21 protein-coding genes and 2 pseudogenes are annotated in these 24,962 nt (G+C 34.9%); 9 read left to right on the plus strand and 14 right to left on the minus strand.

All coding sequences use genetic code 11. The features are described 5' to 3' along the window. Window positions 1–134 precede the first annotated feature (134 nt). From BOQ62_RS07055 to BOQ62_RS07090, 8 genes and pseudogenes are all read right to left on the minus strand, one after another. Entirely contained in the window at window positions 135–554 is a 420-nt protein-coding gene (locus BOQ62_RS07055) for an OsmC family protein (protein ID WP_105702098.1), read from the minus strand. Between the two features lie 27 nt (window positions 555–581). Continuing rightward, window positions 582–1,903, minus strand: a pseudogene (locus BOQ62_RS07060) (DUF58 domain-containing protein). Window positions 1,904–1,970: 67 nt separating this feature from the next. Next, window positions 1,971–2,321, minus strand: a complete 351-nt coding sequence (locus BOQ62_RS07065) for a four helix bundle protein (RefSeq protein ID WP_129038248.1) — start codon at window positions 2,319–2,321, stop codon at window positions 1,971–1,973. A 71-nt stretch (window positions 2,322–2,392) separates the two neighbouring features. Next, a complete protein-coding gene (locus tag BOQ62_RS07070) occupies window positions 2,393–3,424 on the minus strand; it encodes an AAA family ATPase (protein ID WP_228413794.1) in 1,032 nt (343 codons plus the stop codon). A gap of 92 nt (window positions 3,425–3,516) precedes the next feature. Continuing rightward, entirely contained in the window at window positions 3,517–4,674 is a 1,158-nt protein-coding gene (locus BOQ62_RS07075; RefSeq protein WP_129038250.1) for a DUF4350 domain-containing protein, read from the minus strand. A gap of 11 nt (window positions 4,675–4,685) precedes the next feature. Next, the gene (locus BOQ62_RS07080) at window positions 4,686–5,477 is read right to left on the minus strand and encodes a DUF4129 domain-containing protein (protein ID WP_129038252.1); all 792 of its coding nucleotides are present in this window, start codon (window positions 5,475–5,477) and stop codon (window positions 4,686–4,688) included. Then, window positions 5,470–6,432, minus strand: a complete 963-nt coding sequence (locus BOQ62_RS07085; RefSeq protein ID WP_129038255.1) for a DUF4013 domain-containing protein — start codon at window positions 6,430–6,432, stop codon at window positions 5,470–5,472. The genes BOQ62_RS07080 and BOQ62_RS07085 overlap by 8 nt, the downstream gene beginning before the upstream one ends. Continuing rightward, complete coding sequence (locus BOQ62_RS07090; protein WP_129038257.1) at window positions 6,416–7,399, minus strand: stage II sporulation protein M; 984 nt, start codon at window positions 7,397–7,399, stop codon at window positions 6,416–6,418. Before BOQ62_RS07090 ends, BOQ62_RS07085 begins: the two co-directional genes overlap by 17 nt. A gap of 28 nt (window positions 7,400–7,427) precedes the next feature. Here BOQ62_RS07090 and BOQ62_RS07095 point away from each other — a divergent pair. Beyond that, window positions 7,428–8,176, plus strand: a pseudogene (locus BOQ62_RS07095) (RDD family protein). A gap of 174 nt (window positions 8,177–8,350) precedes the next feature. Next, window positions 8,351–8,641 carry a GNAT family N-acetyltransferase gene (locus BOQ62_RS07100; protein WP_129038259.1) on the plus strand — a complete coding sequence of 97 codons (291 nt, stop codon included), beginning with the start codon at window positions 8,351–8,353 and terminating at the stop codon, window positions 8,639–8,641. Here the strand turns inward: BOQ62_RS07100 and BOQ62_RS07105 are convergent. The 5 genes from BOQ62_RS07105 to smpB all read right to left on the minus strand — a co-directional run bounded on the left by BOQ62_RS07105 (window position 8,630) and on the right by smpB (window position 13,365). After that, the gene (locus BOQ62_RS07105; protein WP_129038261.1) at window positions 8,630–9,601 is read right to left on the minus strand and encodes a glycosyltransferase family protein; all 972 of its coding nucleotides are present in this window, start codon (window positions 9,599–9,601) and stop codon (window positions 8,630–8,632) included. The genes BOQ62_RS07100 and BOQ62_RS07105 overlap by 12 nt on opposite strands. Next, entirely contained in the window at window positions 9,602–10,426 is an 825-nt protein-coding gene (locus BOQ62_RS07110) for a UDP-2,3-diacylglucosamine diphosphatase (protein WP_129038263.1), read from the minus strand. Between the two features lie 57 nt (window positions 10,427–10,483). Next, a complete protein-coding gene (locus BOQ62_RS07115) occupies window positions 10,484–11,224 on the minus strand; it encodes a YebC/PmpR family DNA-binding transcriptional regulator (protein ID WP_129038265.1) in 741 nt (246 codons plus the stop codon). Between the two features lie 95 nt (window positions 11,225–11,319). Beyond that, window positions 11,320–12,831: an OmpA family protein gene (locus BOQ62_RS07120; RefSeq protein WP_129038267.1), complete on the minus strand. Its 1,512-nt coding sequence runs from the start codon at window positions 12,829–12,831 to the stop codon at window positions 11,320–11,322. Window positions 12,832–12,906: 75 nt separating this feature from the next. Further along, window positions 12,907–13,365 (minus strand): SsrA-binding protein SmpB, encoded by a 459-nt coding sequence (gene smpB / locus BOQ62_RS07125; RefSeq protein ID WP_045501613.1) that lies wholly within the window; start codon window positions 13,363–13,365, stop codon window positions 12,907–12,909. A gap of 121 nt (window positions 13,366–13,486) precedes the next feature. Between smpB and BOQ62_RS07130 the strand changes: the two genes are divergently transcribed. Continuing rightward, window positions 13,487–15,109 carry an ABC-F family ATP-binding cassette domain-containing protein gene (locus tag BOQ62_RS07130; RefSeq protein ID WP_129038269.1) on the plus strand — a complete coding sequence of 541 codons (1,623 nt, stop codon included), beginning with the start codon at window positions 13,487–13,489 and terminating at the stop codon, window positions 15,107–15,109. 82 nt (window positions 15,110–15,191) lie between these two features. Here BOQ62_RS07130 and BOQ62_RS07135 read toward each other — a convergent pair whose 3' ends face one another. Next, window positions 15,192–16,004: a M48 family metalloprotease gene (locus BOQ62_RS07135; RefSeq protein WP_129038271.1), complete on the minus strand. Its 813-nt coding sequence runs from the start codon at window positions 16,002–16,004 to the stop codon at window positions 15,192–15,194. Window positions 16,005–16,310: 306 nt separating this feature from the next. Between BOQ62_RS07135 and recJ the strand changes: the two genes are divergently transcribed. The 6 genes from recJ (at window position 16,311) to BOQ62_RS07165 (ending at window position 24,961) form a co-directional block, all read left to right on the plus strand. Further along, a complete protein-coding gene (recJ, locus tag BOQ62_RS07140) occupies window positions 16,311–18,023 on the plus strand; it encodes a single-stranded-DNA-specific exonuclease RecJ (RefSeq protein WP_129038273.1) in 1,713 nt (570 codons plus the stop codon). A 131-nt stretch (window positions 18,024–18,154) separates the two neighbouring features. Continuing rightward, on the plus strand, window positions 18,155–18,739 hold the full coding sequence (gene nadD, locus BOQ62_RS07145; RefSeq protein WP_129038275.1) for a nicotinate (nicotinamide) nucleotide adenylyltransferase: 585 nt from the start codon (window positions 18,155–18,157) through the stop codon (window positions 18,737–18,739). A gap of 3 nt (window positions 18,740–18,742) precedes the next feature. Further along, window positions 18,743–19,546, plus strand: a complete 804-nt coding sequence (locus BOQ62_RS07150; RefSeq protein WP_129038277.1) for a hypothetical protein — start codon at window positions 18,743–18,745, stop codon at window positions 19,544–19,546. Between the two features lie 6 nt (window positions 19,547–19,552). Continuing rightward, window positions 19,553–19,891: a DUF3817 domain-containing protein gene (locus tag BOQ62_RS07155; protein ID WP_129038279.1), complete on the plus strand. Its 339-nt coding sequence runs from the start codon at window positions 19,553–19,555 to the stop codon at window positions 19,889–19,891. A 510-nt stretch (window positions 19,892–20,401) separates the two neighbouring features. Next, window positions 20,402–22,663, plus strand: coding sequence for an outer membrane beta-barrel family protein (locus BOQ62_RS07160; protein WP_129038281.1), 2,262 nt, complete (start codon window positions 20,402–20,404; stop codon window positions 22,661–22,663). A gap of 45 nt (window positions 22,664–22,708) precedes the next feature. After that, window positions 22,709–24,961, plus strand: a complete 2,253-nt coding sequence (locus BOQ62_RS07165) for a TonB-dependent receptor domain-containing protein (protein WP_129038283.1) — start codon at window positions 22,709–22,711, stop codon at window positions 24,959–24,961. Window position 24,962 lies beyond the last annotated feature (1 nt).

The following is a 24,962-nucleotide window of genomic DNA, read 5'->3' on the forward strand; positions in this document are numbered from 1 at the left end:
GAAGTTCAATGCATTCTAATTTGAAAGCAATGCTAAATTTTTCTTTTCTATACATAAAAAATGCCCCTAAAAAGCGTCTAACTTTTTGGGGGCAGTCCAATCGTCCGGCTTTTTCTATTTTTTTAAATAAGAGATTAAATTTTTTCTCCGTTCACATATACTTCGTATCCGATTTCTACATTCGGTTCTAACGTTTTTGATACAGAACAGTATTTTTCAAAAGAAAGTTCTGCTGCTTTCTGTGCCTTTTTTGGATCAATTTCTCCTTCTAAAAGGAACTTAACGTTAATAGATTTAAAAGGTTTTGCATCATCTACCTGTACTCTTTCTCCTTCTACTTCAGCCTGGAAACTCTTGATTTCCTGACGCTGCTTCTTCAAAATAGAAACTACATCAATTCCGCTGCAGCCTGCCACCGCCATCAGTACACTTTCCATTGGAGAAACACCTTTTGCTCCCGGCTGGGAAGTATTATCCAAAAGAATAGAATTTCCCTGAGCATTGGTACATTCAAATAAAAAATCGTCGTTTATTCTGTTAAGTGTAATTTTCATTGTTTTTTGCTTATTGCTTCTACAAAGTTATAAAATTCCTCTTGCTTTTATCTCCAAATATTTATTGATAACATCGATATTCAAATTTTCCGGAAGCGTATAGACTGTATAAATTCCATATTTACGGAGTTCCTGAATAATCAGTTTCTTTTCAAATTCGAATTTTTCAGCAATGACCTCATCATAAATCTCCTGCATATTTTCAGGATTTTTGTTGATGAGCGTCTGCAATTCCGAATTTTTGAAAAAACAACAACCAGCAAATGGTTTTTAGCGATTCCGCGGAGATATTTCAGCTGTCTGTTTAATCCATCCAGTGTTTCAAAATTGGTAAAAAGCAGAATTAAACTTCTTTGATTGAGGGAATATTTTACATCCTGATACAAACGGTTGAAATCACTTTCGAAGAAATCTGTTTTAATATTATAAAGTGCTTCAGAAATTTTCTTCAGCTGTCCGGATTTATTATCCGCGGCAATTTTATTTTCAGCTTTTTTAGAAAATGTCATCATTCCGGCTCTGTCTCCCTTTCTCAAAATAATATGAGACAGTGCCATCGTTGCATTAATGGAATAATCCAGTAAGCTTAGTCCGTTGAAAGGCATTTTCATGGTTCTTCCTTTATCAATCAGCATAAAAATACGTTGTGATTTTTCATCCTGAAACTGGTTTACCATCAGGCGGTTGGTCTTGGAAGTAGCTTTCCAGTTGATTGTTCTGATATCATCTCCGGGAACATATTCTTTGATCTGCTCAAATTCCATCGTGTGTCCCAGCTTTCTGACTTTCTTGATTCCACCTAATAAAAATTCACTCTGAATGGCCATCAGCTCATATTTTCTGAGATGAATAAAAGACGGATAAGCAGGCAGCATAGCATCTTTCTGGAAAATAAATCTTTTTGAGATGAATCCCAATGGTGATGATGCATACACATTTAAACCTCCAAAATGATATTCTCCCCTTTCTTTAGGCTCTAAAGTGTATTGAAAAAAGGTGTTTGCTCCTGAAGCAATTTGTTTTTGGATCAGAAAATCTCTTTTCTGAAACTGGAACGGGATTTCGTCAATAATCTTAGTGTTTATAGTAAAACTATAATTATTTTTGATGTCAATTTTTACAAAATTCTCATCTCCGTTGGAGAGTTTTTCCGGCAGAATCCTTTGAACCTGTAATGCATTCTTTTGATTAAAAAGCAACAGAAAATCTACCATTGCCGCAAGAAAACAAATCAGGAGTGCAATATGGGCTGCCCACATCAGCAACGGAAAGAAAAATGCCAGGACATACAGAATCCCCACTCCGATGAGTGTAAAAAAGAAACGTGTATTGATGTATAAGTTTTTCATTGGTTAGGTGGCAGGTTGCAGATGAAAGGTTTTAGGTGGTCGTTTATTAGCTTTTCCACATTCATTATTATTGTAAGGAATTAATGAGTCCGTTCAACATTTTGGATATTTCTATAATTTCCTGATTTAATTTCAAATAACCATCTTCATTTAAAAAACCGAGATTTTTTGAAATGATTAATTGTGTTTCTACTTCTGCACAACTGCCTCTTGCTATTTTTAAAAATTGTAGATAATCAGGCTTGCTTCGTCTTGAGTTTCCCTCAGCAATATTAGAGGGAATAGAAACAGCAGACCTTCTGATTTGTGATATTAATCCGTAGATTTCGGTTTTAGGAAAAGTTTCAGTAATCCTATAAATATCAGTAACAAAATCAATCGATTTCTGCCAAACTAAAAGTTCTTTAAAATTTGCCATATATAATAATTTTGTCACTATTTAAGCATTCACTTACTATCAACTGCTACCTGCCACCTATTATCTACTACCTATCTAGGAATTTCTATTCCTTCTAAAATCTGACGGATAATTTCATCTGCGGTAAGACCTTCCATTTCTCTTTCCGGAGAAACGATTACTCTATGTCTTAACACAGCATAACTTGCTTCTTTAATATCTTCAGGAGTTACAAAATCTCTTCCTCTTAAAGCTGCAAATGCCTTTGACGCTGTAAGAAGCGCCAGTGATGCTCTTGGAGAAGCTCCCAGATACAAGAATTGATTTTCTCTGGTATTGATGATAATTTTAGCAATATATTCCATCAGTTGGGTTTCCACAATGATTTCTTTTACGAGTTGCTGGTAGTTTTTCAACTGTCCGGCTGTGATAACCCTGTTTACACCTTCTGTTTTATCTTCTTTTTTGCTTTCGTGCTGATTTTTAATGATTGCGATTTCCTGCTCAAGATTAGGATATCCTACATTGATTTTGAATAGAAAACGGTCCAGCTGAGCTTCCGGAAGTCGGTATGTTCCTTCATGCTCAATTGGGTTTTGTGTAGCAATAACCAGGAAAGGTTCTTCCAAAATATAACGTGTCCCGTCCATTGTGATCTGTCTTTCTTCCATCACTTCAAATAATGCAGACTGTGTTTTTGCCGGCGATCTGTTGATCTCATCAATCAGGATGAAATTGGAGAAAATAGGTCCTTTTTTAAATTCAAATTCTGAGTTTTTTACATTGAATACGGATGTACCTAAAATATCAGAAGGCATAAGATCCGGCGTAAACTGAATTCTGCTGAAACCTACGTCAATGGTTTTGGCCAATAATTTTGCAGTGATTGTTTTCGCTACTCCCGGAACTCCTTCAATAAGAACGTGACCGTTTGAAAGCAGTGCAGCCAAAAGATGCTCAATCATCTTCTCCTGCCCTACAATTACTTTACCGATCTCGGATTTTACTTTCTCTAAGCTTGCACGAAGTTCAATCATATCAATTCTCGACTGAAACTGTTCTTCCTGCTTATTAAGATTGATAGAGCTTTCGTTTTCTATATTGGGGTTGTCAAAATTTTCCATAGTAAAATTTAATTTACGATCTCACAATGTAATAATTATATGCTTTCATTGAGACTACATTATTATCATAGATCGAGTTTCACATTGTTATTTTATTTAAGTATATCATCAAGGAGTTTATTGATCCTTGTAAGGTCTTCTTTCATTACACTGGCGTAGGGATACTGAGCTTTTTTGATAAGTATTATCGCCTCACCTATCATCTCTACTGGCTTTCCGGTTTTCAGTTGTAATTTTTTGGCAAATTCTTCATCTAGATTCTGTGTATCTATCAACAGATCCATTCTCACTTTATTCAGAAAATATTGGGCTTTTTTTGCCATCATATCATGAAAATCACCTTCCTGAAGATACAGATTTCCAATGCTTTTCACAAAATCCAGGGAAGTATTTCGTAAGGGTTCTTCTACAGGTACTATTCTCTGTTTTCTTTTTGCATTAAAGAAAATGAAAAGGATAAATCCACCCAAAAATACCCACCAGGCATATTTTAAAGCCGGATTCGACAATACGAATCTCATAAAGAAACGGGATGCAGAACTTTTGTTGGATACAAACCAAAGAGTTTCTCTATCCTGCAAATATGAAAACACATCCTGAGCGTACTTTACATTTCCCGGTTTGAGAAGATAATAATTGGTTAGAAAAAGAGGTTCAGTATGAGCATAGATATGTCCTTTTCCAAATTTAACTTTGATAAAGTTGGCCTGATCTGTATTTTTTCTCTCTACCGTTTTCCCAAGTACTTCTACTTTAGGTTTGATAAATGAGAATCCTCTGCCTGATGGAAATTTATCCAGCCTAATAAAATCATTCTGATACTTTTTATCCGTAAGCTTCAGTACATTTTCCTCTTGAAAAGAAATCTCAGAATCATAATATCCGATACTGTCTGAGACTTCTTTAGGCATACGGGTTACCATCAGCATGGCATCTGATCCTTCAGCTACCTGAGTCAGAATTTTATTCCAGGACTCTCTGTCAATATCATTTTCAATAACAACAATATTATGAGGGGGCTTTTTATGCTGACTGTAATATTCGTAAGGTGCCTGCTCAATCTTCTTCAGATTATTTTTAAAAAGATCTTTAGCTTCATTATTAAAAACAAACAACCCGAACGGAGACTTTTCATTGAGATCAAAATTCTTCCGCCAGTCTACAGTTTCTTTTTTGTTAACTTCAAGCAATGCCAAAATAATCATCACAACGATGAAAATTACAGCATATGTTTTGAAAGTTTTATTCATGGTTACTATGGTTATGGTTTAAATGCCTGATACTGATTTTTAAATTTCTGGTAGCTCTCTTCTTCAATGTTGAATTCTCCGTACCAGACATAATCAAAAATATAACACAGATTAGAGAAGTCATTTTTCAAATGAGGAGCTTTGAGCTCTGCAGCATAGTCTTTATTTGTTTTTTCCGGATTCCAGTTGATCAGTTTTTTGTCACTCAGTTTTTTCAGCACAAACAGGAATTGGTAACGAACTGCCGAACGGTAATCTCCTGCATGTTCAAATTTCGCAATACTTTCCGGGAAATTGATTTCATGGATATTCTCATGAAGTTCCTGTACATTGAGATCCAGTTTTTTATTCTTTTTACCAAAAATAAAATTCCCATCCTTTCCCATGATATATTTAATGATGAAATACAACAAAAATCCTACAAGAAGAATCGCAAACAGACGAATAAGGACAGTGGCAAATTCTCCCGACTTAGTCAGTGTCGTTTCACCAAAAATACTCTGTATAATCTGATTAATTTTTCGCATCAGCTTTTGAAAGAAAGATTCTCTCGGTTTTGATACGGAATAGTCAAATTCATTTCCTTTATATCTTGACGGAATGTTTTCTTTAAATGTTTTAGGATATACCTCATTCTCCGAGACCGGATTTTTCATCAATACAGAATCCGCACGCAGCATATTTCTGTAATGCCCTGTTGTATATAATGAATCTACCAGATTATCAGAATCAGCATTATCGTCCTGAGCATAAACCTGCCCAAAAGAGAGAAAAAGCAATATGAAAAAAATAGTTTTATTCATTGATTCCAATCGTATCTATTTCTGCCAATTCTACTTTCTGATGAAGATCTGTTCTGCTGTCATAATACATCAATCCCGCATTCACATACATCAGATTTGAAAGAAAAAATGAAAGCAGCATCGAAATTCCATACAATACAAAAAACAGGATTCCCGCAGTTCCGGTAAAAGGATTCTGTTCAAAATTTCCGTCTGGTGTAGAAGTAAGGAGCGATCCGTAAAAAAATATCATAGGGATAAATGTGAATATAGATGTTATCATATAAATAATAATAAACATCACAAATGCAGATCCCCAATATTTCCAGTATGGTGATTTCTCACTGCCATTCGGGTAAGAAAACTGAGAACGTAAAGAGTAGCTTAAACTTCCCCAGAAACCTCTGTCCGAATTAAAATAATCATACATCAGAAAGGTAGTAAAATTAAATATCGTGGGATATAAAAGCAGGATTAGAAACAATCCGATAATAATAAAGATGAGGATATAAGAAAATCCAACCACAAATAAAATTGCCGGAGTAACAATAAAGATCATCCCAAGGCACAGCTTGCCGATTCTTCCGGCATTGTTTTTAAAGTCATTCAGAATTTCATCAGCCTTTATCTTTTCTGCCCCTTGTGCAATTCTTTTTAAATAAAAAACCGGATACAGGTAATTGACAATCATCAAAACCATGAAAAGCAGAAATGTCAATAATCCTACTGTAATCAGCATTCCGGAATTTTCTGAAAAATATTGTTCAAAATAATATGTTTCACCGCCAAGATTAGATCCGAATATCTGTGAAAAGAGTTCTTTATATCCAAAAATCACCACAGTAACCATTAAGATCAAAAGCAAGCCATTGATCAGAATATAGTTTTTGAAATAATTCTTTCCGTATAATTTGAAAAAGTTGAAACTATCACTTATAAAAGTTCCAAAATCTCTTTTTTTATAAAATTGTATCATTGATGTGTTTATTAGTTTTTTTGTAGACAACAGACGGATATACAAAATAATAAAATCCTATAATTGCCAGTGATCCTAAAATAATGACCAGGTTCAGAAACAAAGGCATTTTCAAAGCATGTCTTGTAACGTAACCTTCTATAATCCCTGCACAAATAGTGAAAGGAACAGTACTTAAAAATATTTTAAATGAATCTTTAAATCCTTTTTTAAAAGAATTAAACCTTGAAAAAGTTCTTGGAAATAAAATAGAAGCTCCCAGAATCAATCCGCACATGGCTTCTACCACCATGGCAAAAATTTCAAAAACTCCGTGAAGCCAAATTCCTCTTGCACTGTCTTTCAATGCTCCGTAATCATAGAAAAAATACTGAAAAGCTCCCAACATTACACTATTGGAAAGTAGCGCAAACAAAGTACCTACTCCTCCGGCAATTCCGTAAATATATAATTTTGCTCCAACCTGAATATTATTAAAAATAATTCCGATCGTGCTTCCCCATGTACTTCCACTCTGATAAACGCCTACAGCATTGTTATTTTTGATATTTTCAACGGTTTCATTCACATATCCTTCGCCCAAAATAATATTGACAAAATCCTTATCATAAATTGCAGAAAGCACACCTATTGAGGTAAATAAAATGAAAAACAGAAATGCATACATCAGATATCTCCGATACTGATACACCAACAGTGGAACTTCAGTTTTAAAAAAGTAAACCAGCCTGTTCTCCTCTACCCTTTTGGTTTTATAGATTTTCTGAAAAATCTGGGCAGATAAATGATTCAGATAAACGGTGGTGTTGCTTTTGGGATAATAAGTCTGGGCAAATGAAAGATCATTGATCAGGTTTATATACAATGAAGACAGGTCATCAGGATTTTTTTTAATTTTCCCTTGAATAACCTGTTCGATTCCCAACCATTTTTCTTTATTTTGTTTAATGAAATAAACTTCTCTCATAATTGTTAAGGCTAAAATAATAAAAAATATGTCTCAAATTGCGATAAATACCTCACAAAATGTAAATATTAATTTTAATATTGCTGGTGTAGGAGAAAGGATGCTCGCCTTCATTATTGATCTTCTGATCAGGATTGCTTACGTGGTAATTATCCTGTATTTATTCTTTAATATTTTCGATTTGGGATATCTGTTAAACGGCCTTGATGACTGGTCCATAAGAGCTGTTTATCTTGTACTTACCTTTCCTATTTACATATATCCTCTTGTATTGGAAAGCCTGATGGAAGGACAAACTCCCGGTAAAAAACTGATGAAAATAAAAGTGGTAAAGATTGATGGTTATCAGGCCAGTTTCGCCGATTATATGATCCGCTGGGTTTTCAGGATTGTAGATGTTTCATTTGCCGGTGTGATAGGACTTATTTCTATGATTGTTTCTAAAAATAACCAGCGTCTGGGTGATATCGCATCCGGAACAGCTGTGATTTCCCTAAAAACAACATCAATATCTCTCATACTATTCTGGAAAATATTCATGAAAATTATATTCCTTCTTTCCCTCAGGTAATTGCTTTAAGTGATAATGACATGAGAATCATCAAAGACAATTATACCAAAGCTTTGAAAGTAGATGACCGCCAGATCATCAATAAACTATCTGATAAAATAAAAAGCATACTGAAACTGGAAATAGATCCTACGAAAATGACGGAAAGACAGTTTATCAATGTCATTATCAAAGACTACAATTACTATACAGGAAAAGACAATTAGTAGAGTCAATCGTCAATTTTGCTTCGCAAGTGAATGGTCAATCTGAAAAATCTTGAGTAATTAACAGCAAGACTCATTGCTTATTGCTTATTGCTTATTGCTTATTGCTTATTGCTTATTGCTTATACAAAGCTCGGTGCAATTTTTGTATATTTATCATTAAAGTCCTGAAACATGAAATTTGAAAACAATAAATCCGGAAACGGCGGTGTTCTTACTTTAAATAACGAAACAAAAGAAGTGGGAAGACTTACTTATACTATTTTTCCTGAAGATCATAAATTCATAATCTCTTTCGTATTGGTACACCCGGAATTTGAAGGCAGAGGAATGGGAAAATATTTAGTTGAAGAAGCCATCAGATTTGCAAGAGAAAACAACTGGAAAGTATACCCGCACTGTTCCTATGCAAGATCTGTGATGATGAGAATGAGTGATGTGGACGATATTTTTTTAAAGAATTAAAACCTCATTGAGCAGGATATCTTCAATATCATCAGGATAATCCACTTTAAGATGATGATCAGAAGCTACCCACTCCATAATTTCCTGAAGATTTAAAACCTTAGAATTGGGGATTCCCATTTTGTCAAGAGCACATGCATTGCATTCCTGCTCATATTGATTATGGATAGGAATGACAAATAGTTTTTTATCCATAAACAAGGCTTCCGCCGGACTTTCAAAACCTGCGTTGCACAAAATACCTTCACAGCCTTCAAAGTATTTCAGATACTGGCTTTCATCAATAGGAAACACTTCCACATTTTTTACTTTCACCTGTACTTTGCTGTATTTTGAAAACACTTTCCATTCCACAGGGATTTTTCTTAAAACCTTGATGATATTTTCATCTGCAAAGCTTGGAAGATAGACAAGATAATATCCCTGTTTGTAAGGATTCAGATTTCTGATCTTTCTTCTGATCACCGGTTTTTTGATCTGTGGATGATAATTCTCAAAATGAAATCCTATTTTTCTCTCGCTGGGAACATAGTATTTTAAAATCATTTCTCCAAGAAAGTCCTTTTTCTTTGGTTTTGGAGTTTCCGCAAAACTCATGGAAGCTTGATGACTCAGTTCTATCATCGGAAGCTTCTTCAGCTTGGAAGCCCAGCCCGTCAAAGGTTCATAATCATTAATGATCAAATCATATTGTGACAGCTCAAGTTCTCTGATGGTTTTAGCGGCTTCAAGAAATTTATTTTCTGTAAATGTTTTTCGGTACGATAAGCCGCCTGTTTTGTTATAAAGAAGGGAAATACCTCTGTATTGGAAATTAATATCAAAATCAGCCTTTAATTGCGACTGGTGTCCACTGATCAATGTGTCAACAGATGCATATTTTTTGAGAAGAGGAATAATTTCCTGCGCCCTGGCAACATGCCCGTTTCCAGTACCCTGAAATGCATACAAAATCTTCATTTAGGAAAAGTTGGTTACAATTTTTAAAAGAGCAGAATTATCCATCTCCGGGATTTCTTCCACTTCATCATCTTTCAGTAAGTGTTTATGGTCATCATAGTAAAAAATCTTCCATTCTTTATCATAATATTCTAAAGCAGACAGATTTTCAATCCAGTCACCGGAGTTCAAATAAGTACAGGATCCTTTTTTATTGACTACCTCACGAATCTGTGGTTGATGGATATGCCCACACACCACATAATCATATTGATTGTCAATGGCCAGCTCAGAGGCTGTAAGTTCAAAATCTCCGATATATTTAACTGCTTTTTTCACATTGTTTTTGATCTTTTTTGAAAACGAGTATTTCTCTTTACCCATTTTTTCTAAGAACCAATTTACAACATTATTGATAATAATAAGAAGATCATACCCTTTTCCGCCAAGTTTGGCGATCCATTTGGAATGCTGGACGGATGCATCGAAAACATCACCATGAAATATCCAGGCTTTTTTCTGATCGATATTCAGACAGACTTTATTACAGACTTTAAGTTTTCCGAGTTCAAAATCTGTAAACTTACGAAACATCTCATCATGATTGCCTGTAATGTAATAGACGTCTGTGTTCTTTGTGGCTAATGAAAGAATCTTTCTGATTACTTTCAAATGAGGTTTAGGGAAGTAAGACTTTTTAAACTGCCAGATATCAATAATATCGCCGTTTAAAACTAAAGTTTTAGGCTGGATAGAATTGAGATATCTCAACAATTCTTTAGCCTTACATCCATAAGTTCCCAAATGAACATCCGATATAACAACTAATTCAATGTTTCTTTTCATAGTTTTGTACAAAGAAACTAATTGAAAATTAACTGTATATGAATGCTATATTATTTTTTATAAAGAGTCCATCAGCTCTTCTGTGATTTCCATGTTGTGATAAACGTTTTGAACGTCGTCATCCTCTTCGAAACGCTCAAGCATTTTCATGTTAGCTTTGAACTGTTCTGCGTTTACTTCTTTTGTATTGTTTGGAATTCTCTGAAGTTCTGCACTTTTTGCTTCAATTCCAAGATCATCCAATTTGTGAGATAAAGAACCGAAATCTTCAAAAGCAGTTGTAATCATTACTTCTTCTTCGTCTTTTTCTACATCTTCTGCACCTCCGTCAATCATTTCCATTTCAAAATCATCCCAATCCATTTTGATTTGAGCTAAATCAATGGTGAAAATTCCTTTTCTGTCGAAGATAAATGCTAATTCACCGTTTTTACCAAGGTTACCGTCAAACTTATTGAAAACAGCTCTTACATTGGCTACAGTTCTTGTTGTATTGTTTGTAGTACATTCTACAAAAAAAGCAACACCACCTTGCCCATACCCTTCATAAGTGATTTCTTCATAGTTTTCTGCATCTACACCACTTGCTTTCTTAATTGCTCTTTCTACATTATCCTTAGGCATGTTGGCCCCTTTTGCGTTTTGGATACATCTTCTCAGTGCAGGATTAGATTCAGGATCTGTACCTCCAGCTTTTACAGCTAGTGCAATATCCTTTCCTATTTTAGAGAATGTTTTGGCCATTTTATCCCATCTGGCCATTTTAGAAGCTTTTCTATATTCAAATGCTCTTCCCATTTTAATTTTTAAATTTCCAACAAAATTACTCAAAAGTCAACAAAAAAAAAATACCTCCAATAAAATTGGAGGTATTCATTATTTAGAAAAATTAATTATTTTTTCTTTTTAGCAGCAGCTTTTTTCTTAGCTGGAGCTTTTTTAGCTTTTTTCACTACAGTCTTCTTCTCTACAACTTCTAGATCAGATTTCTTAAGTGCATCCCAAGCAGCACCGTTGATAGCCTCAACAACTACTTTTCTGTCAACCATTCTTTCAGCGTCAGAAGCTTTTTCAGAAACAGTAGCGTCTCTTTCACCAACTCCTACTGATTTCAATTGATTACCACTAACACCTCTAGCTTCTAGAGCACCTACTACTGAAGCAGCTCTTTGTCTAGAAAGTTTCAAGTTGTAAGCATCAGCACCTTTCTTATCAGTGTGACCTGTTACTAAGAATGTACCATCGTTAGATTGCTTAATGATAGTCGCAGCTTGATCTAATTTACCGCTAGATTCAGGTCTGATAGTAGCCTTATTGAAATCAAATAAGATATCTTTAAGAGCACCAGTAGCTTCTTTAGCGATTACATCTTTTGGCTTAGGACATCCGTTGTATTCTGGAAGACCTGGAACAGTAGGACAAGCATCATCTTTATCTAAGATACCGTCACCGTCTGTATCTGGCCAAGGACAACCGTTGTTTTCAGCAGGACCTGCTACTGTAGGACAAGCGTCATCTTTGTCGATTACACCGTCACCGTCAGTATCTGGCCAAGGGCATCCGTTGTTTTCAACTGGACCAGCCACTTCTGGACATTGATCGTCTTTATCTGGAACTCCGTCACCGTCAGTATCAGGACATCCTTGGAATTCTGGTAAACCTGGAGTATCTGGACAAAGATCATCTTTATCTAGGATACCATCCTTATCTCTATCTCTGTTTCCAAATCTGAATAAGATAGAAGCAGAAGCTTGCCAGAAGTTAGCCACTGTAGATTTATCACCTGGAGTTGATACATAATCTCCTTGAACACCAAGACCGAAGTTCTTAGTTACCCAGAAGTTAGCACCAGCACCTGTAGCTACAGTAAAGTGGTTAGCTTTACCATTTTCGTTACCATCCTTACCATTTACAACGTTTTCGATTGGATTACCGTTAGCATCAACAGATGTTCTAGGGAAAGTAAGAGCTGTATAGTCATGTCTTAAGTAGTTAGCACCAACTCTTAAATATGGATCAAACCAAGATTCTTCGTTCCATAAAAGACCTGCAGCGTGAGCCTGGAAACCTAGACCTGTCATTAGGAAAAATTCTTTCCCCATGTTGAATCTTTTGTTTTCAACATTTCCAACAGAAGTCTGCCAGTCAATTACTAAACCTTTACCAACATTTCTAGCAACTGTTAACTTAGATAGTGGAGGTGTAATAGAGAAATTGTTCACATTGAACATACTCTTTGTCAAATTGTTAGCAGAGAACGTATTACTGAAGCTTGAACGTGCTGCTACATGATTTTCTGCATGAGCACCAACTCCGATTAACCACGGATTGTTGGTAGTCTGTGCGAAAACAGTAGAGGCAACAGTAAGCGCCAATGCTGAAATTCCTAATTTTAGATTTTTCATAGAATTAAATGATTAAATAATTGATAATGCAAAATAAATATAATTTTTCTTTATATACAAAGTTTTCAATGATTTTTAACTTTTCTTTAATATTCTGTCGAGGTTCCGTTTATTTTCTCTATCTTTTATCGCCTCTCTTTTATCGAAAAGTTTTTTCCCTCTACCAAGGGCTATCAGAACTTTTGCTTTCCCTCGGTCAGTGATATATAATTTTAAAGGTATTATGGTGTTCCCAGCATCCTTTAACTTTTTTTCAAGTTTTTGCAATTCTTTTTTGTGCAAGAGCAATTTCCGTTCCCTTTTTGTTTTATGATTATAAAAAGTTCCTAATTTATACTCATCAATCATCATGTTTATGATGTATAATTCCCCATCAATAAACTGACAGAAGGATTCTGTGATAGATGCTTTGGAAGAACGTAAAGATTTTATTTCTGTACCCGTCAAAACCATTCCGGCTTCGTATTCTTCCAGAATTTCATATTCAAAACGGGCTCTTCTATTTAATATGCTAACTGTTTTTTCAATCTTCATCATTTTAAAATTTCGTTAATAAAATATATAAAAAATACCATACATTTAAAAACTTGACTATTATATTATTACAGAATACCCAAATTCTTTTCGTATTTTTGCGCCAAATTTACAAAACTATATGTTAACAGTATCTAACTTATCTTTACAATTCGGGAAAAGAATTCTTTTTGACGAGGTAAATATTATGTTTACCAAAGGAAACTGCTACGGGATCATCGGAGCAAACGGTGCGGGAAAGTCTACATTCCTGAAAATACTAACAGGAAAGCAGGATCCTACAACAGGGCATGTATCTCTGGAACCAGGGAAAAGAATGTCAGTTTTGGAGCAGGATCACTTTGCTTATGATCAGTATACTGTTCTTGAAGCTGTTTTGAGAGGTAATAAGAAATTATTTGAGATAAAAGAGGAAATGGATGCGTTATACGCAAAAGAAGATTTCTCTGACGAAGACGGTATTAAAGCCGGAGAATTAGGTGTAATTTATGATGAAATGGGAGGATGGACCGCAGAATCTGATGCGCAGACTATGCTTTCAAACGTTGGAATCAAAGATGATATGCACTGGCAAATGATGAGTGAACTTGAGAATAAAGACAAAGTAAAGGTTCTTTTGGCTCAGGCACTTTTCGGAAACCCTGATGTGTTGATTCTGGATGAGCCTACCAACGACCTTGACATTGATACCATCTCATGGTTGGAAGATTTCCTTGCAGACTATGAAAATACAGTAATCGTTGTATCTCACGACCGTCACTTCCTTGATACGGTTTGTACACACATCGGTGACTTGGATTATGCTAAGCTAAACCTTTACACCGGTAACTACTCTTTCTGGTATCAGGCTTCTCAATTGGCAACAAGACAAAGAGCTCAAGCCAACAAGAAAGCAGAAGAGAAGAAAAAGGAACTTCAGGACTTCATCGCAAGATTCAGTTCTAACGTTGCTAAGGCAAAGCAGGCTACTGCAAGAAAGAAAATGATCGACAAATTAAATATTGACGATATCAAGCCTTCTTCAAGAAGATACCCTGCTATTATTTTCGAAATGGAAAGAGAGGCCGGAGATCAGATTTTAGATGTAAAAGGTCTTGAGAAAACAAAAGACGGTGAATTACTATTCTCTAACATTGATTTAAATCTTAAGAAGGGGGACAAAGTAGCTATACTTTCTAAAAACTCTTTGGCGATTACAGAATTTTTCGAAATTCTGGCCGGAAATGTAGAAGCTGACAAAGGAACCGTTGCATGGGGAGTTACAACCAACCAGTCTCACATGCCTTTGGATAACACCAACTTCTTCCAGGAAGATCTAAGTTTAGTTGACTGGTTGAGACAGTTTACAAAGAATGACGAAGAGCGTCACGAAGAGTTCGTAAGAGGATTCTTAGGAAGAATGTTATTCTCAGGAGATGAAGCTTTGAAATCTTGCAAAGTACTTTCCGGAGGTGAGAAAATGAGATGTATGTTCAGCAGAATGATGCTTCAGAAAGCTAACGTTCTTTTACTAGATGAACCTACCAACCACTTAGACCTTGAAAGTATCACAACGTTGAACAACTCTTTATCCAACTTCAAAGGAAATCTTTTACTGGCATCTCATGACCACGAAATGCTTTCAACAGTCTGTAACAGAATCGTTGAACTGACTCCTACAGGAATCATTGATAGAGAAATGACTTATGACGAATACCTTGCTGATAAAAAGGTAAAAGAATTAAGAGAGAAAATGTATTCTTAATCCGAACAACATTAAAATTTATATAAAAATCCCTCAAAGTAAATGCTTTGAGGGATTTTCGTTTAAACAATAAATAAAATAATTATTTCGTCAGTTTTGCTGTAGGCAAAGAAACGGTTCCCGGATCTTTCCATAAGCCATCTTTTTCTGCTTTCTTTTTAATAGATTCGGCTCTTTTGTTGCTATCCGGATGAGAATTGAACATTTTCTCAAAATTGGTCTGTGCACTTCCTTCTGAAAGTAAACCTAATTTTTTGAATGCTGTATAAGCTCCTACCACATCATATTTATTTGCTTTCATGAAATCATATGAATATGTATCTGCTTCCGACTCCTGTTTTTTGCTGTGTGAAGCATCCAAAAAAGCATTTGCCATCTTTCCTACCTGGCTTTCATTAAGTGTGGCTACCGCTGATGAAGCAGATGAAGCGGCATCTAATGCAGCTGCTTTCAGGTAAGCCGATTTCATAGCATCCTTGGTATCCTGATTTTTCACGTGCCCAATTTCATGTCCGATAACTGCAAGTAATTCATTATCCGTCATAATATCCATCAGAGAGGAGAATACACGCACACTTCCGTCTGCACAGGCAAACGCATTAATGTCTTTTACTTTGTAAACTTTATAATTTAAATTCAACCCGTCCTGAGATTTGTGTTTTCCAAACAGTTTGTTCAGTCTCACGGTATACGGATCTTTAGGACCTGCTACAGCATTATTTTTATCCATCCAATCTACTGATTCTTTGGATAATTTAACGGCATCTTCGTTGGTAAATGTTAAGGCTTTTGCACCGTTTGAGACCATTCCGGCAGCTTTTCCGAGATTAATTTTCTGTGCATTGATCGAATACATAGCCCCCAATAACATAAGGCTTAAAGTAATTTTTTTCATAGTCATTTAAAATTTGGAGCACGAAGATAACTTTTTTGAGAATTATAGAGGTAAAATTTACTTAAATCTTTACTGAATATTATTTTTATTCTCAACAAGATGATCATAAAAACACTTAAAAAGTATCATTTGAATGAGTACAGCATCACTGTAAAGACAACCTCTGAAGGAAATAGAAAGAGAGATATTACGATCATTTTTATCAGCAGGGATAAGTTTTACAAATGATACCGTAAGTCTTATTTCAAAATCTAATTTGCTGATTTTTAAAGCCGCTTTTAGAACTTTTTTCCTTATTTTTGTGAAATGAGTCAAAAATGGATTTACAAGCCTGAACCCGATGAGGAAGTTGTGGACAGACTAAGTTCGTCACTTGGTTTTGGTACTTTTGAATCTAAACTTCTCGTTTTGAGAGGTATTGACAACTACCAAAAGGCCAGAGAATTTTTCAAACCCAATCTTACCGATATACACAATCCGTTTTTAATGGCAGACATGCAAAAAGCTGTAGAGCGCATTGCCACTGCAATTGAAAATGGTGAAAAAATATTGGTATATGGTGACTATGATGTGGACGGAACCACAGCTGTTGCTTTAATGTACCTTTATCTCAGTAAAATTGTTGAGAAAAAATACCTTGATTATTATATTCCAGACAGAAATTCTGAAGGATATGGAATTTCTACAGAAGGAATTGATTTTGCCAAAGAAAATGGTTTTTCATTAATCATTGCTTTGGACTGCGGAATCAAAGCACTTGATATGATCAGCTATGCCAGTAATCTGGATATAGATTTTATTATCTGTGATCACCACCTTCCGGGTGAAGAAATACCTAATGCAGCAGCAGTACTTGATCCTAAAAGAAATGACTGCCGATATCCGTTCAAAGAACTTTCTGGATGTGGTGTTGGTTTTAAACTTTGCCAGGGACTTAATACAATTTACAAATTACCGGAAGCTGAATTATTTGAACTGACTGACCTTCTTGCCATCTCCATTGCAGCTGATATTGTTTCTATGACAGGAGAAAACAGAGTTTTGGCTAAAATGGGATTAAAAACACTTAGAAAGACCAGAAATCTTGGATTAAGACTTTTGATTCCTGAGGATAAGCTTTCTCATTTTGAAATTTCCAATATTGTTTTTGAAATAGCTCCAAAAATCAACGCTGCCGGAAGAATCTCTCATGGTAAAGCAGCTGTAGAGCTTATGGTTTCTGACAATCTGAAACATGCTAACCAGATTGTAAGTGATATCATGAATCTCAACGATGAAAGACGTGAGCTGGATATGAATTCCACCCTTTCTGCATTGAACCAGATTATAGAATCTCAGCAGGAAACCAAACATACAACGATTGTTTATCATCCTGAATGGAACAAAGGAGTCATTGGTATTGTAGCCTCAAGACTTATTGAAACCTACTATAAGCCAACCCTTGTATTTACCGATGGTAATAATGGGGAAATGGTAGCTTCAGCAAGATCTGTCTCTGATTTTGATGTACATGAAGCTCTTGATCTGTGTTCTGAATATTTCCTTAAATTCGGGGGACATCACGCTGCTGCCGGACTTTCGATGGAGAAAGATAAGTTCGCGGCTTTCAAGGAAAAATTTGAAAGAATTGTTTCTGAAAAAATTAAAGAACACCAGAAAGAACCTTCCATTACCATTGATACGGAGATTAAAATTGATGAAATCAACAGAGAGTTTATCAATTTTCACAGAAAGTTGGCCCCATTTGGACCTCATAATATGAAACCTATTTTTACCCTGACAGATCAAAAGCTCTCAGGATATGTAAAAACTATGGGAAAGGATAATAATCACCTGAAATTTTACATCAAACAGGAATCTACAGGACGAAATATTGAATGTGTCGGATTCAAACTGGGACAGTTTGTGGAAGATTTTAAAAATAAAAATTTTGATCTTGCTTTTACCCTGGAAGAAAATCACTGGAAGGGCAATGTAACTCATTATCTGAATATTAAGGATGTAAAATTTAGAGAGTAAGTAAGGTTGCAGGATTTAGGTTGCAGATAAAATCAGAATCAACAGGAAATTCTGTCAACCTAAAAACTTGATTTCCTTGTTTATACTTTAAATCACTACCACCTATTACCAGCTCTACTACCTAACAAAAAATGAAAAAAATCGGTTTATTTTTCGGATCATTCAATCCTATTCATATCGGACATCTTATTCTGGCTAATTATATCCTGGAGAACTCCAATATGGAAGAACTTTGGTTTGTTGTGAGCCCACAGAACCCTTTTAAAGATAAAAAATCTTTACTGAAAGATCATAACAGGCTTGATATGGTACAGCTTGCAGTGAAGAATTACCCGAATATGAGAGCTTCCAACGTGGAGTTTTCTCTTCCGATGCCTAGCTATACCATCGATACCCTTACCTATCTTCATGAGAAATATCCTGATTATTCTTTCAGCCTGATCATGGGTGAAGATAATTTGAAGAGTTTTCATAAGTGGAAAAACTCTGATATTCTGATCAAAAACCATCATATTATTGTGTATCCAAGAGTATTTGAAGGAGAAAAAACAGATTCTGAATATCTGCAACACGACAATATTTCTTTGATAAAAGCACCGGTAATAGAACTTTCCGCCACTGAAATCCGAAATATGATCAAAGATGGTAAAAATGTAAGACCTATGTTACCTCCTGAAGTTTTTGAATATTTGGATGGTAGCAGTTTTTATCAATAAACCATGAAACTGTACTTATTCTTATTCTCTGTTCTTTTGCAAAGTTGTTTATATGCCCAGGAATCAACAACTTTAAAAAGCGACTCTCTTAAAGAATTACAGAAAATTGCTATTGCTGAAAGGAAAAGCTATAATAAAAAGCATTGCAGTGAAGATTCAATCAAGGCTGTAAAAAGCTCGGAAATTCAAAACAAATATTTCATCAATATTGCAGCTCCCTCTGGTGATAAGTTTTTACCCGGAGAAGAACTCAAAATAATTTTAAAAAAGCATAATATCATTTGGGGCGGAGAATGGATGGGCAGTGATATAGGTTGGTATTCTGGTGAATGTTATTATTCGGTAATGACTGAATTGACTGAAAAAAAATTTGGTAAAGATTTTATTGATGGTCTCGTTAAAGAATCTGTAGCCATGTATGTAAAAAAACACCCTGGTAAAATCTTTGATAACGATGAGCATTGTGAATGGACCTATAAAGGTAAGTATCTCAGCTATACAGAGGATAATGATCAGTTAAATAAAGACTTCTTTAATAGTTTTACTTACCCAGAAGGCTATGAAAATTACAATCCTTCTTTTCAAAAATACCGTTCAAGCACTGTGGTTACGCTCATGTTAGATCAAAAAGGAAAGGTTTTGAAGCATCAATTTAGTCATCGTATTTATAATGATCACAATTTGAAATATATCCCTTATTTCGAAAAAGAGATCAATAAGTTTATAAAATACACTAAATTTGAGCCTGTAAAATACAGTGGGTATCCCGTAAAAAGCGAAACATCCTTTTTTATCTACTATAAATAATTATTCATGGACTTCATCGAAAAAATATTCTCAAAATATTCTCAGGAAAAAATTATCAAATGGTTTAAACAGATTTGTCTTGCTGAAGCCATTTCATGTCTTTTGCTGTACTGTGTGGCAATGATCTGGATTCGATATGATGAAAACTTATATTCCATTATCTTCATCAGTGTTATTGGGAGTTTACACGGATTATTTTTTACACTTTACCTTTTACTCTGTCTTCCTGCAAGAAAAATTTATAACTGGGATGATGAAGATTTTGTTTTCGCTTTATTATCCGCATTTTTCCCTTTTGCAACAATTTGGGTGGATAAAAAACTTGCCCGATTTGATAGGGAGTGATATTAAAAAACTTCTTTTTTTAGTTATTTTATCATTCTCGGCGATGATGATAAGATTTGCCATGATAAAATCTTAATGATTTCATATTGTTCAATTCCTCAAAATTTCATTACTATTCTACAAAATAGTATAAGCTTTTAAGTATAGAATACCTATTTCCTCTTTTTTTTCTGATGAAAATGGTCTCTTACTTTTTAGAGACTCATCTTATTTTTCCCTTTCAGCTCTTCATTTTCTGGTAATAAATCTCAATATTTTCAAATTTTTAAACTTCTATAATTGAAAAAATTTGAGAATGTATGTAACGAATTTATGGGTATTGTTGTCTTATTATACAGAAAGGTAAAGAATTCAATATTTTCAAATAAATTTTACTAACTGATAATCAATACGTTAAAATTATTTAAAAATATTTTTAAGTACTTTGTATTGCATGATACTAAATTTATTATATATCTTTGCAATGTAAAATAACAAACCATACAAGCTATTAATTAAAAAAGAATAATAATGAAGACTCAAATTCTTATTGCAGCACTATTTTTCGGTGGACTTGTCACTGCCCAGCAGAAAAAAGACAGTATGAAAGTAAATGCTATTGATGCAGTGAATATCAAGAAGCAGGTTTTCAAAAAACAAGGTGACAGATTAGTTTATGATGTAGCTTCTTCATCTATTGCTAAAGGAACCAACACCTTCAATCTTTTGAAACAAACTCCGATGATTTCCAGTATAGACGGAAAAACGCTGAAGATTTTGGGAAAAAATGATGCGATAATTTACATCAACAATAAAAAAACCAATATGGATTCTGAAGCATTGATTGAAATGCTGAAATCTACTCCATCTGAAGATATACAGAAAATAGAAGTCATTACAGTTCCGGGAAGTGAATTCCAGGTAGAATCCAAAGAAGGGGTTATCAATATTGTCATGAAAAAAAGTAAAAATAATGGCTACAACGGAACGCTGAAAATGCAGAATGAGCAAGGTTATTACAACAATCCCAATGCAGGAGCTTCTTTTAATTTCAGACAAGGAAAATGGTCCGGTAATTCTAATTTCAGAACGGGAAGCTGGACAGACAGACAAAGATACACACTGTCTAACGGAGATCCTACTTTTAGAAATGAATCATATGGATTTAATGATGATCCCAACAAAAATTACGGAGGAGGTTTCAACATTGATTATGAGATCAATAAGAAACACAGTCTGGGATTCTCTTACAACATGAGATACAATAAAAGTTTCAATTCTGTACTGGATATTACCAACTGGCAGGATGGAGTTTTGAACAACAGAACTGTGAATAATGAGGATGCACAAACCAGAAATCATTCTTTCAATTTAAATTATGAAATGAAAACCGACTCTCTGGGAAGTAAGCTGACATCGAATGTGTCTTATTTATGGTTCAACAGGAATAAAGTAAGTTTTAATGAAAGCTTTCCTCTGAACAGTAATCCTGATAACAATTATTCTGCATTACATCAGTCTGTACCCCAAATTATCAACAATTATGCTGCTAATATTGACTATCTGAAAAAGACTGCTAAAGGATCAACATGGTTGATGGGTGTAAGCTATAATCACACCAATACCGATAATGATACCAAGCAGGATAAATTGAAAAACGGAGAGTTTGTCATAGATCCTAACCAGACGAATCATTTCATTTATAAAGAAAATATTTTGGGAATTTATCTGAATTATGAAAGAAAACTGACTGAAAAGTTATCCGGGAAAATAGGAGCACGTTATGAAATGACAAGAAGTACGGGAGATATTGTAGACAAAACAGGATTTGAAAGAAACTATAATAACCTTTTACCTTATCTGAATTTAAATTATGCCATCAATTCAGACCATAATTTGAGTTATACTTTTTCCAGCAGAATCAGAAGACCAAGATTCTGGGAACTGAATCCTTCCAGAACTTACTTTACTCCTACCAATTATACGCAGAACAATCCTTTTATACTGGCTGCTAAATTTTATAATCAGGAGCTGAACTATATGTATAAAAATGCCTATTACGCAAACCTTAGCTTTAATATGGTAGAAGATGCTGCCGCTTCTGATCTGCTTCCATTACAGGGAACGGTAACACGTCCTAAAAGAGATGCCAATGGTAATATTATTACTGATGGTAGTGGCAATGCAATCACGGAAAAAGTAAGATTTCTAAGATATATCAGAACTAATTATGGAAAAAACAGAGAGCTAGCTTTAACTCTTGGGATGAACAAATCATGGTTCAAAGATATCTGGACAACCAATTATTCTGTGAACTTAGGCTATGTAACATTTACAGGCGGTGTATGGGAAGACCCAACTTCTATGCCGGTTCCGGGAGAAACTGAAGAAGTGGAACCATATATCATTGATGTGAAAAACTACAATATGTCTGTTACCATGAATAATGTCATCCGACTTTCATCTAAAAAAGACTGGTTCTTAGGAGTTAATTATTTCTTTGGAAGCCAGACTGCCATGGAAGGAGGTATGATAGGAGCAAGACAAAGTTTTGATTTCAACGTGAAGAAAATTATCGGCGACTGGACGATTGTAGCGGAAGTTAGCGACTTATTTAATCAAAGCTTCTACAGAATTAAAGGAGTACAGCCCAACGGAACCTATAATAATATTGCCAACTTCAATTATCCAAGACTGATGAGCATAGGGGTTACTTATAATTTTGGAAATCAGAAACTGAAAAAAGCAAGGGAAATGAAATCAGCTAATGATGCTGTAAAATCAAGAACCTAATCTTTAAAAACTTTTATCATTAAATCCACTCTTAAATAAAACAACATGAAACGTATAATTTTGTCAATGGCCATCGTATTTGGTACCTGCGCATTTGCTCAGGAAAAGAAAGCAGACACGGCAAAAACAAAAAATATAGAAGGAATTACCATCACAAAACAGGTTTTCAAAAAACAAAGCGATCGTTTTGTATATGATGTGGCAGCTTCTCCCATAGCCAAAGGAAACACCACTTTTGACCTTCTGAAGCAGACCCCGTTATTATCTTCTACGGATGATAAAACATTGAAAATTGCTGGGAAAAATAATGCTCTAATCTATATCAACGGAAGAAAAACGAATATGGATTCTGAGTCTCTGGCTCAGTTCCTGAAAAATACTCCGGCAGAAAACATTCAGAAAATTGAGGTCATTACCGTTCCTGGAAGTGAGTTTCAGGTAGAATCATCCGATGGGATCATCAACATCGTTCTCAAGAAAAAAATGAGTGATGGCCTTAGCGGAAACATGAGAATGTCTAATACCACCAATAAATACAACGGAAGCCAGGCAAGCTTCTCTGCCAATTACAGAAAAGGTAAGCTGGGAGTGAGCGCCAATCTTAGTGGTGGAGAAAATATTGAAGCACAAACCTACACTTTAAGAAATGGTACTGCTAAAACTTCTAATCAATCCACAGGAGATATTGATGATCCTAATAAAAACCTAGGTGGTTATTTGAATATTGATTATCAGCTGAATGAAAAAAGTAATATGGCTTTGTCATGGAACACATGGGCGAATAAAAGCTATAATTCAACAGTCAATCTTTTCAATACCATCAAGACAGAAGACGGCACAAAATATACATGGTCTAAAAACAAAGAAGATGCAAGGTCTTATAACAATTCACTGAACTTAAATTATGAGTTAAAAACTGATTCTCTTGGTAGTAAGCTTAATGTAAATGCAGCGTATCTTAATTATAAAAGATTCCAGTTTACAGACAACAGAACGTATATGTCTGATGCGAATATGGGAACTGGAAATATGACAACACAAGTATTCCAGGATCTACCTCAGATCATTAATAACTTCTCCGGAATGGTAGATTATATTCAGAAATTTAAAAATGACCTGACGATATCGGTAGGAGGAAATTACAACAAAACCAAAACAGACAACGATTCTAAAAACATAACGTACTCTTTTGATCCCGCAAAAGATCCGGACCCAAGACCCAATCACTTTATCTATGATGAAAATATTTACGGGGCTTACCTTACTGTAGAAAAGAAATTCTCGGATAAAATCTCTGGAAAAGTTGGGGCAAGATATGAGATTACAAACAGTCTCGGAACGTCTGATAATGCACCTACAGACGAACTTAAAAGGATTGAAAGAAATTACAACAACATCCTTCCTTATTTAAGTTTCAATTACGCTATCAACGATAAAAATAATATTTCGTACTCCTTTTCAAGCAGAATGAGAAGACCAAGTTTCTGGGAAATCAATCCTGTAAGAAATATCCTGACGGATGACAATTACACGCAGAACAACCCATTTGTAAAAGCATCTTCTACCTACAATCAGGAGCTTACGTACATGTTTAAAAATTCATATTTCCTGATTTTAAACCATTCTTACATTAAAGATGCTATCACTCAGGTTCCGCTGCAGGGATATCCTGTATCGCCGGATGGTACAGTGGGTGCCAATCCTGTATTGAGATACATCAGAACCAATTTTGGTGATAAGCAGGAAATGTCTGCCATGGTAGGTATTCAAAAGTCGTTTTTCAAACAATACTGGACTACCAATTTTAATATTGGAGTTCAGCACAACATCAACAACGGGAGCCTTGATACCGATCCTACTACAGGAGACCGATTCAGAAACCAGGATGGTAAAAACATCGCTTACACCAACAAAACGAGTTCTACCAGTCTTTTGATTCAGACCAACAACACCATTCGTCTTGATAAAAAGAAAACATGGTTCTTTGGAGTTAATTATTTCTTCGTAGACAAGCAACAGATCGAGCTTGGATTATTAAAAGGCTTAATGAGCTTAGACCTCAGCCTGAAGAAAATGTGGAACGACTGGACCTTTGCAGTGAATGTGAATGATGTTCTGAATACCAACATTGTCAAAATTGAAGATTTTCAGGATAACGGAAATTACAACTACATCCACCAAAACCGTTACAACAGAAGCTTTACGGTAAGTCTCACTTACAATTTCGGAAATCAGAAAGTGAAAAAGGTAAGAGACATCGAAGGCGCATCAGATGCTATTAAAAGCAGAACAAGATAAA

The organism is Chryseobacterium sp. CH21 (assembly GCF_004119445.1).
GTDB lineage: Bacteria > Bacteroidota > Bacteroidia > Flavobacteriales > Weeksellaceae > Chryseobacterium.

Coding starts and splice junctions, on each gene's coding strand:
- BOQ62_RS07085 (WP_129038255.1), bottom strand. CDS start 6,432: ATGATACAATTTTATAAAAAAAGAGATTTTGGAACTTTTATAAGTGAT.
- BOQ62_RS07055 (WP_105702098.1), bottom strand. CDS start 554: ATGAAAATTACACTTAACAGAATAAACGACGATTTTTTATTTGAATGT.
- BOQ62_RS07155 (WP_129038279.1), top strand. CDS start 19,553: ATGGACTTCATCGAAAAAATATTCTCAAAATATTCTCAGGAAAAAATT.
- BOQ62_RS07105 (WP_129038261.1), bottom strand. CDS start 9,601: ATGAAGATTTTGTATGCATTTCAGGGTACTGGAAACGGGCATGTTGCC.
- BOQ62_RS07130 (WP_129038269.1), top strand. CDS start 13,487: ATGTTAACAGTATCTAACTTATCTTTACAATTCGGGAAAAGAATTCTT.
- BOQ62_RS07160 (WP_129038281.1), top strand. CDS start 20,402: ATGAAGACTCAAATTCTTATTGCAGCACTATTTTTCGGTGGACTTGTC.
- BOQ62_RS07165 (WP_129038283.1), top strand. CDS start 22,709: ATGAAACGTATAATTTTGTCAATGGCCATCGTATTTGGTACCTGCGCA.
- BOQ62_RS07070 (WP_228413794.1), bottom strand. CDS start 3,424: ATGGAAAATTTTGACAACCCCAATATAGAAAACGAAAGCTCTATCAAT.
- BOQ62_RS07135 (WP_129038271.1), bottom strand. CDS start 16,004: ATGAAAAAAATTACTTTAAGCCTTATGTTATTGGGGGCTATGTATTCG.
- BOQ62_RS07075 (WP_129038250.1), bottom strand. CDS start 4,674: ATGAATAAAACTTTCAAAACATATGCTGTAATTTTCATCGTTGTGATG.
- BOQ62_RS07120 (WP_129038267.1), bottom strand. CDS start 12,831: ATGAAAAATCTAAAATTAGGAATTTCAGCATTGGCGCTTACTGTTGCC.
- BOQ62_RS07115 (WP_129038265.1), bottom strand. CDS start 11,224: ATGGGAAGAGCATTTGAATATAGAAAAGCTTCTAAAATGGCCAGATGG.
- BOQ62_RS07065 (WP_129038248.1), bottom strand. CDS start 2,321: ATGGCAAATTTTAAAGAACTTTTAGTTTGGCAGAAATCGATTGATTTT.
- nadD (WP_129038275.1), top strand. CDS start 18,155: ATGAAAAAAATCGGTTTATTTTTCGGATCATTCAATCCTATTCATATC.
- BOQ62_RS07080 (WP_129038252.1), bottom strand. CDS start 5,477: ATGAATAAAACTATTTTTTTCATATTGCTTTTTCTCTCTTTTGGGCAG.
- recJ (WP_129038273.1), top strand. CDS start 16,311: ATGAGTCAAAAATGGATTTACAAGCCTGAACCCGATGAGGAAGTTGTG.
- BOQ62_RS07110 (WP_129038263.1), bottom strand. CDS start 10,426: ATGAAAAGAAACATTGAATTAGTTGTTATATCGGATGTTCATTTGGGA.
- BOQ62_RS07100 (WP_129038259.1), top strand. CDS start 8,351: ATGAAATTTGAAAACAATAAATCCGGAAACGGCGGTGTTCTTACTTTA.
- BOQ62_RS07090 (WP_129038257.1), bottom strand. CDS start 7,399: ATGAGAGAAGTTTATTTCATTAAACAAAATAAAGAAAAATGGTTGGGA.
- BOQ62_RS07150 (WP_129038277.1), top strand. CDS start 18,743: ATGAAACTGTACTTATTCTTATTCTCTGTTCTTTTGCAAAGTTGTTTA.
- smpB (WP_045501613.1), bottom strand. CDS start 13,365: ATGAAGATTGAAAAAACAGTTAGCATATTAAATAGAAGAGCCCGTTTT.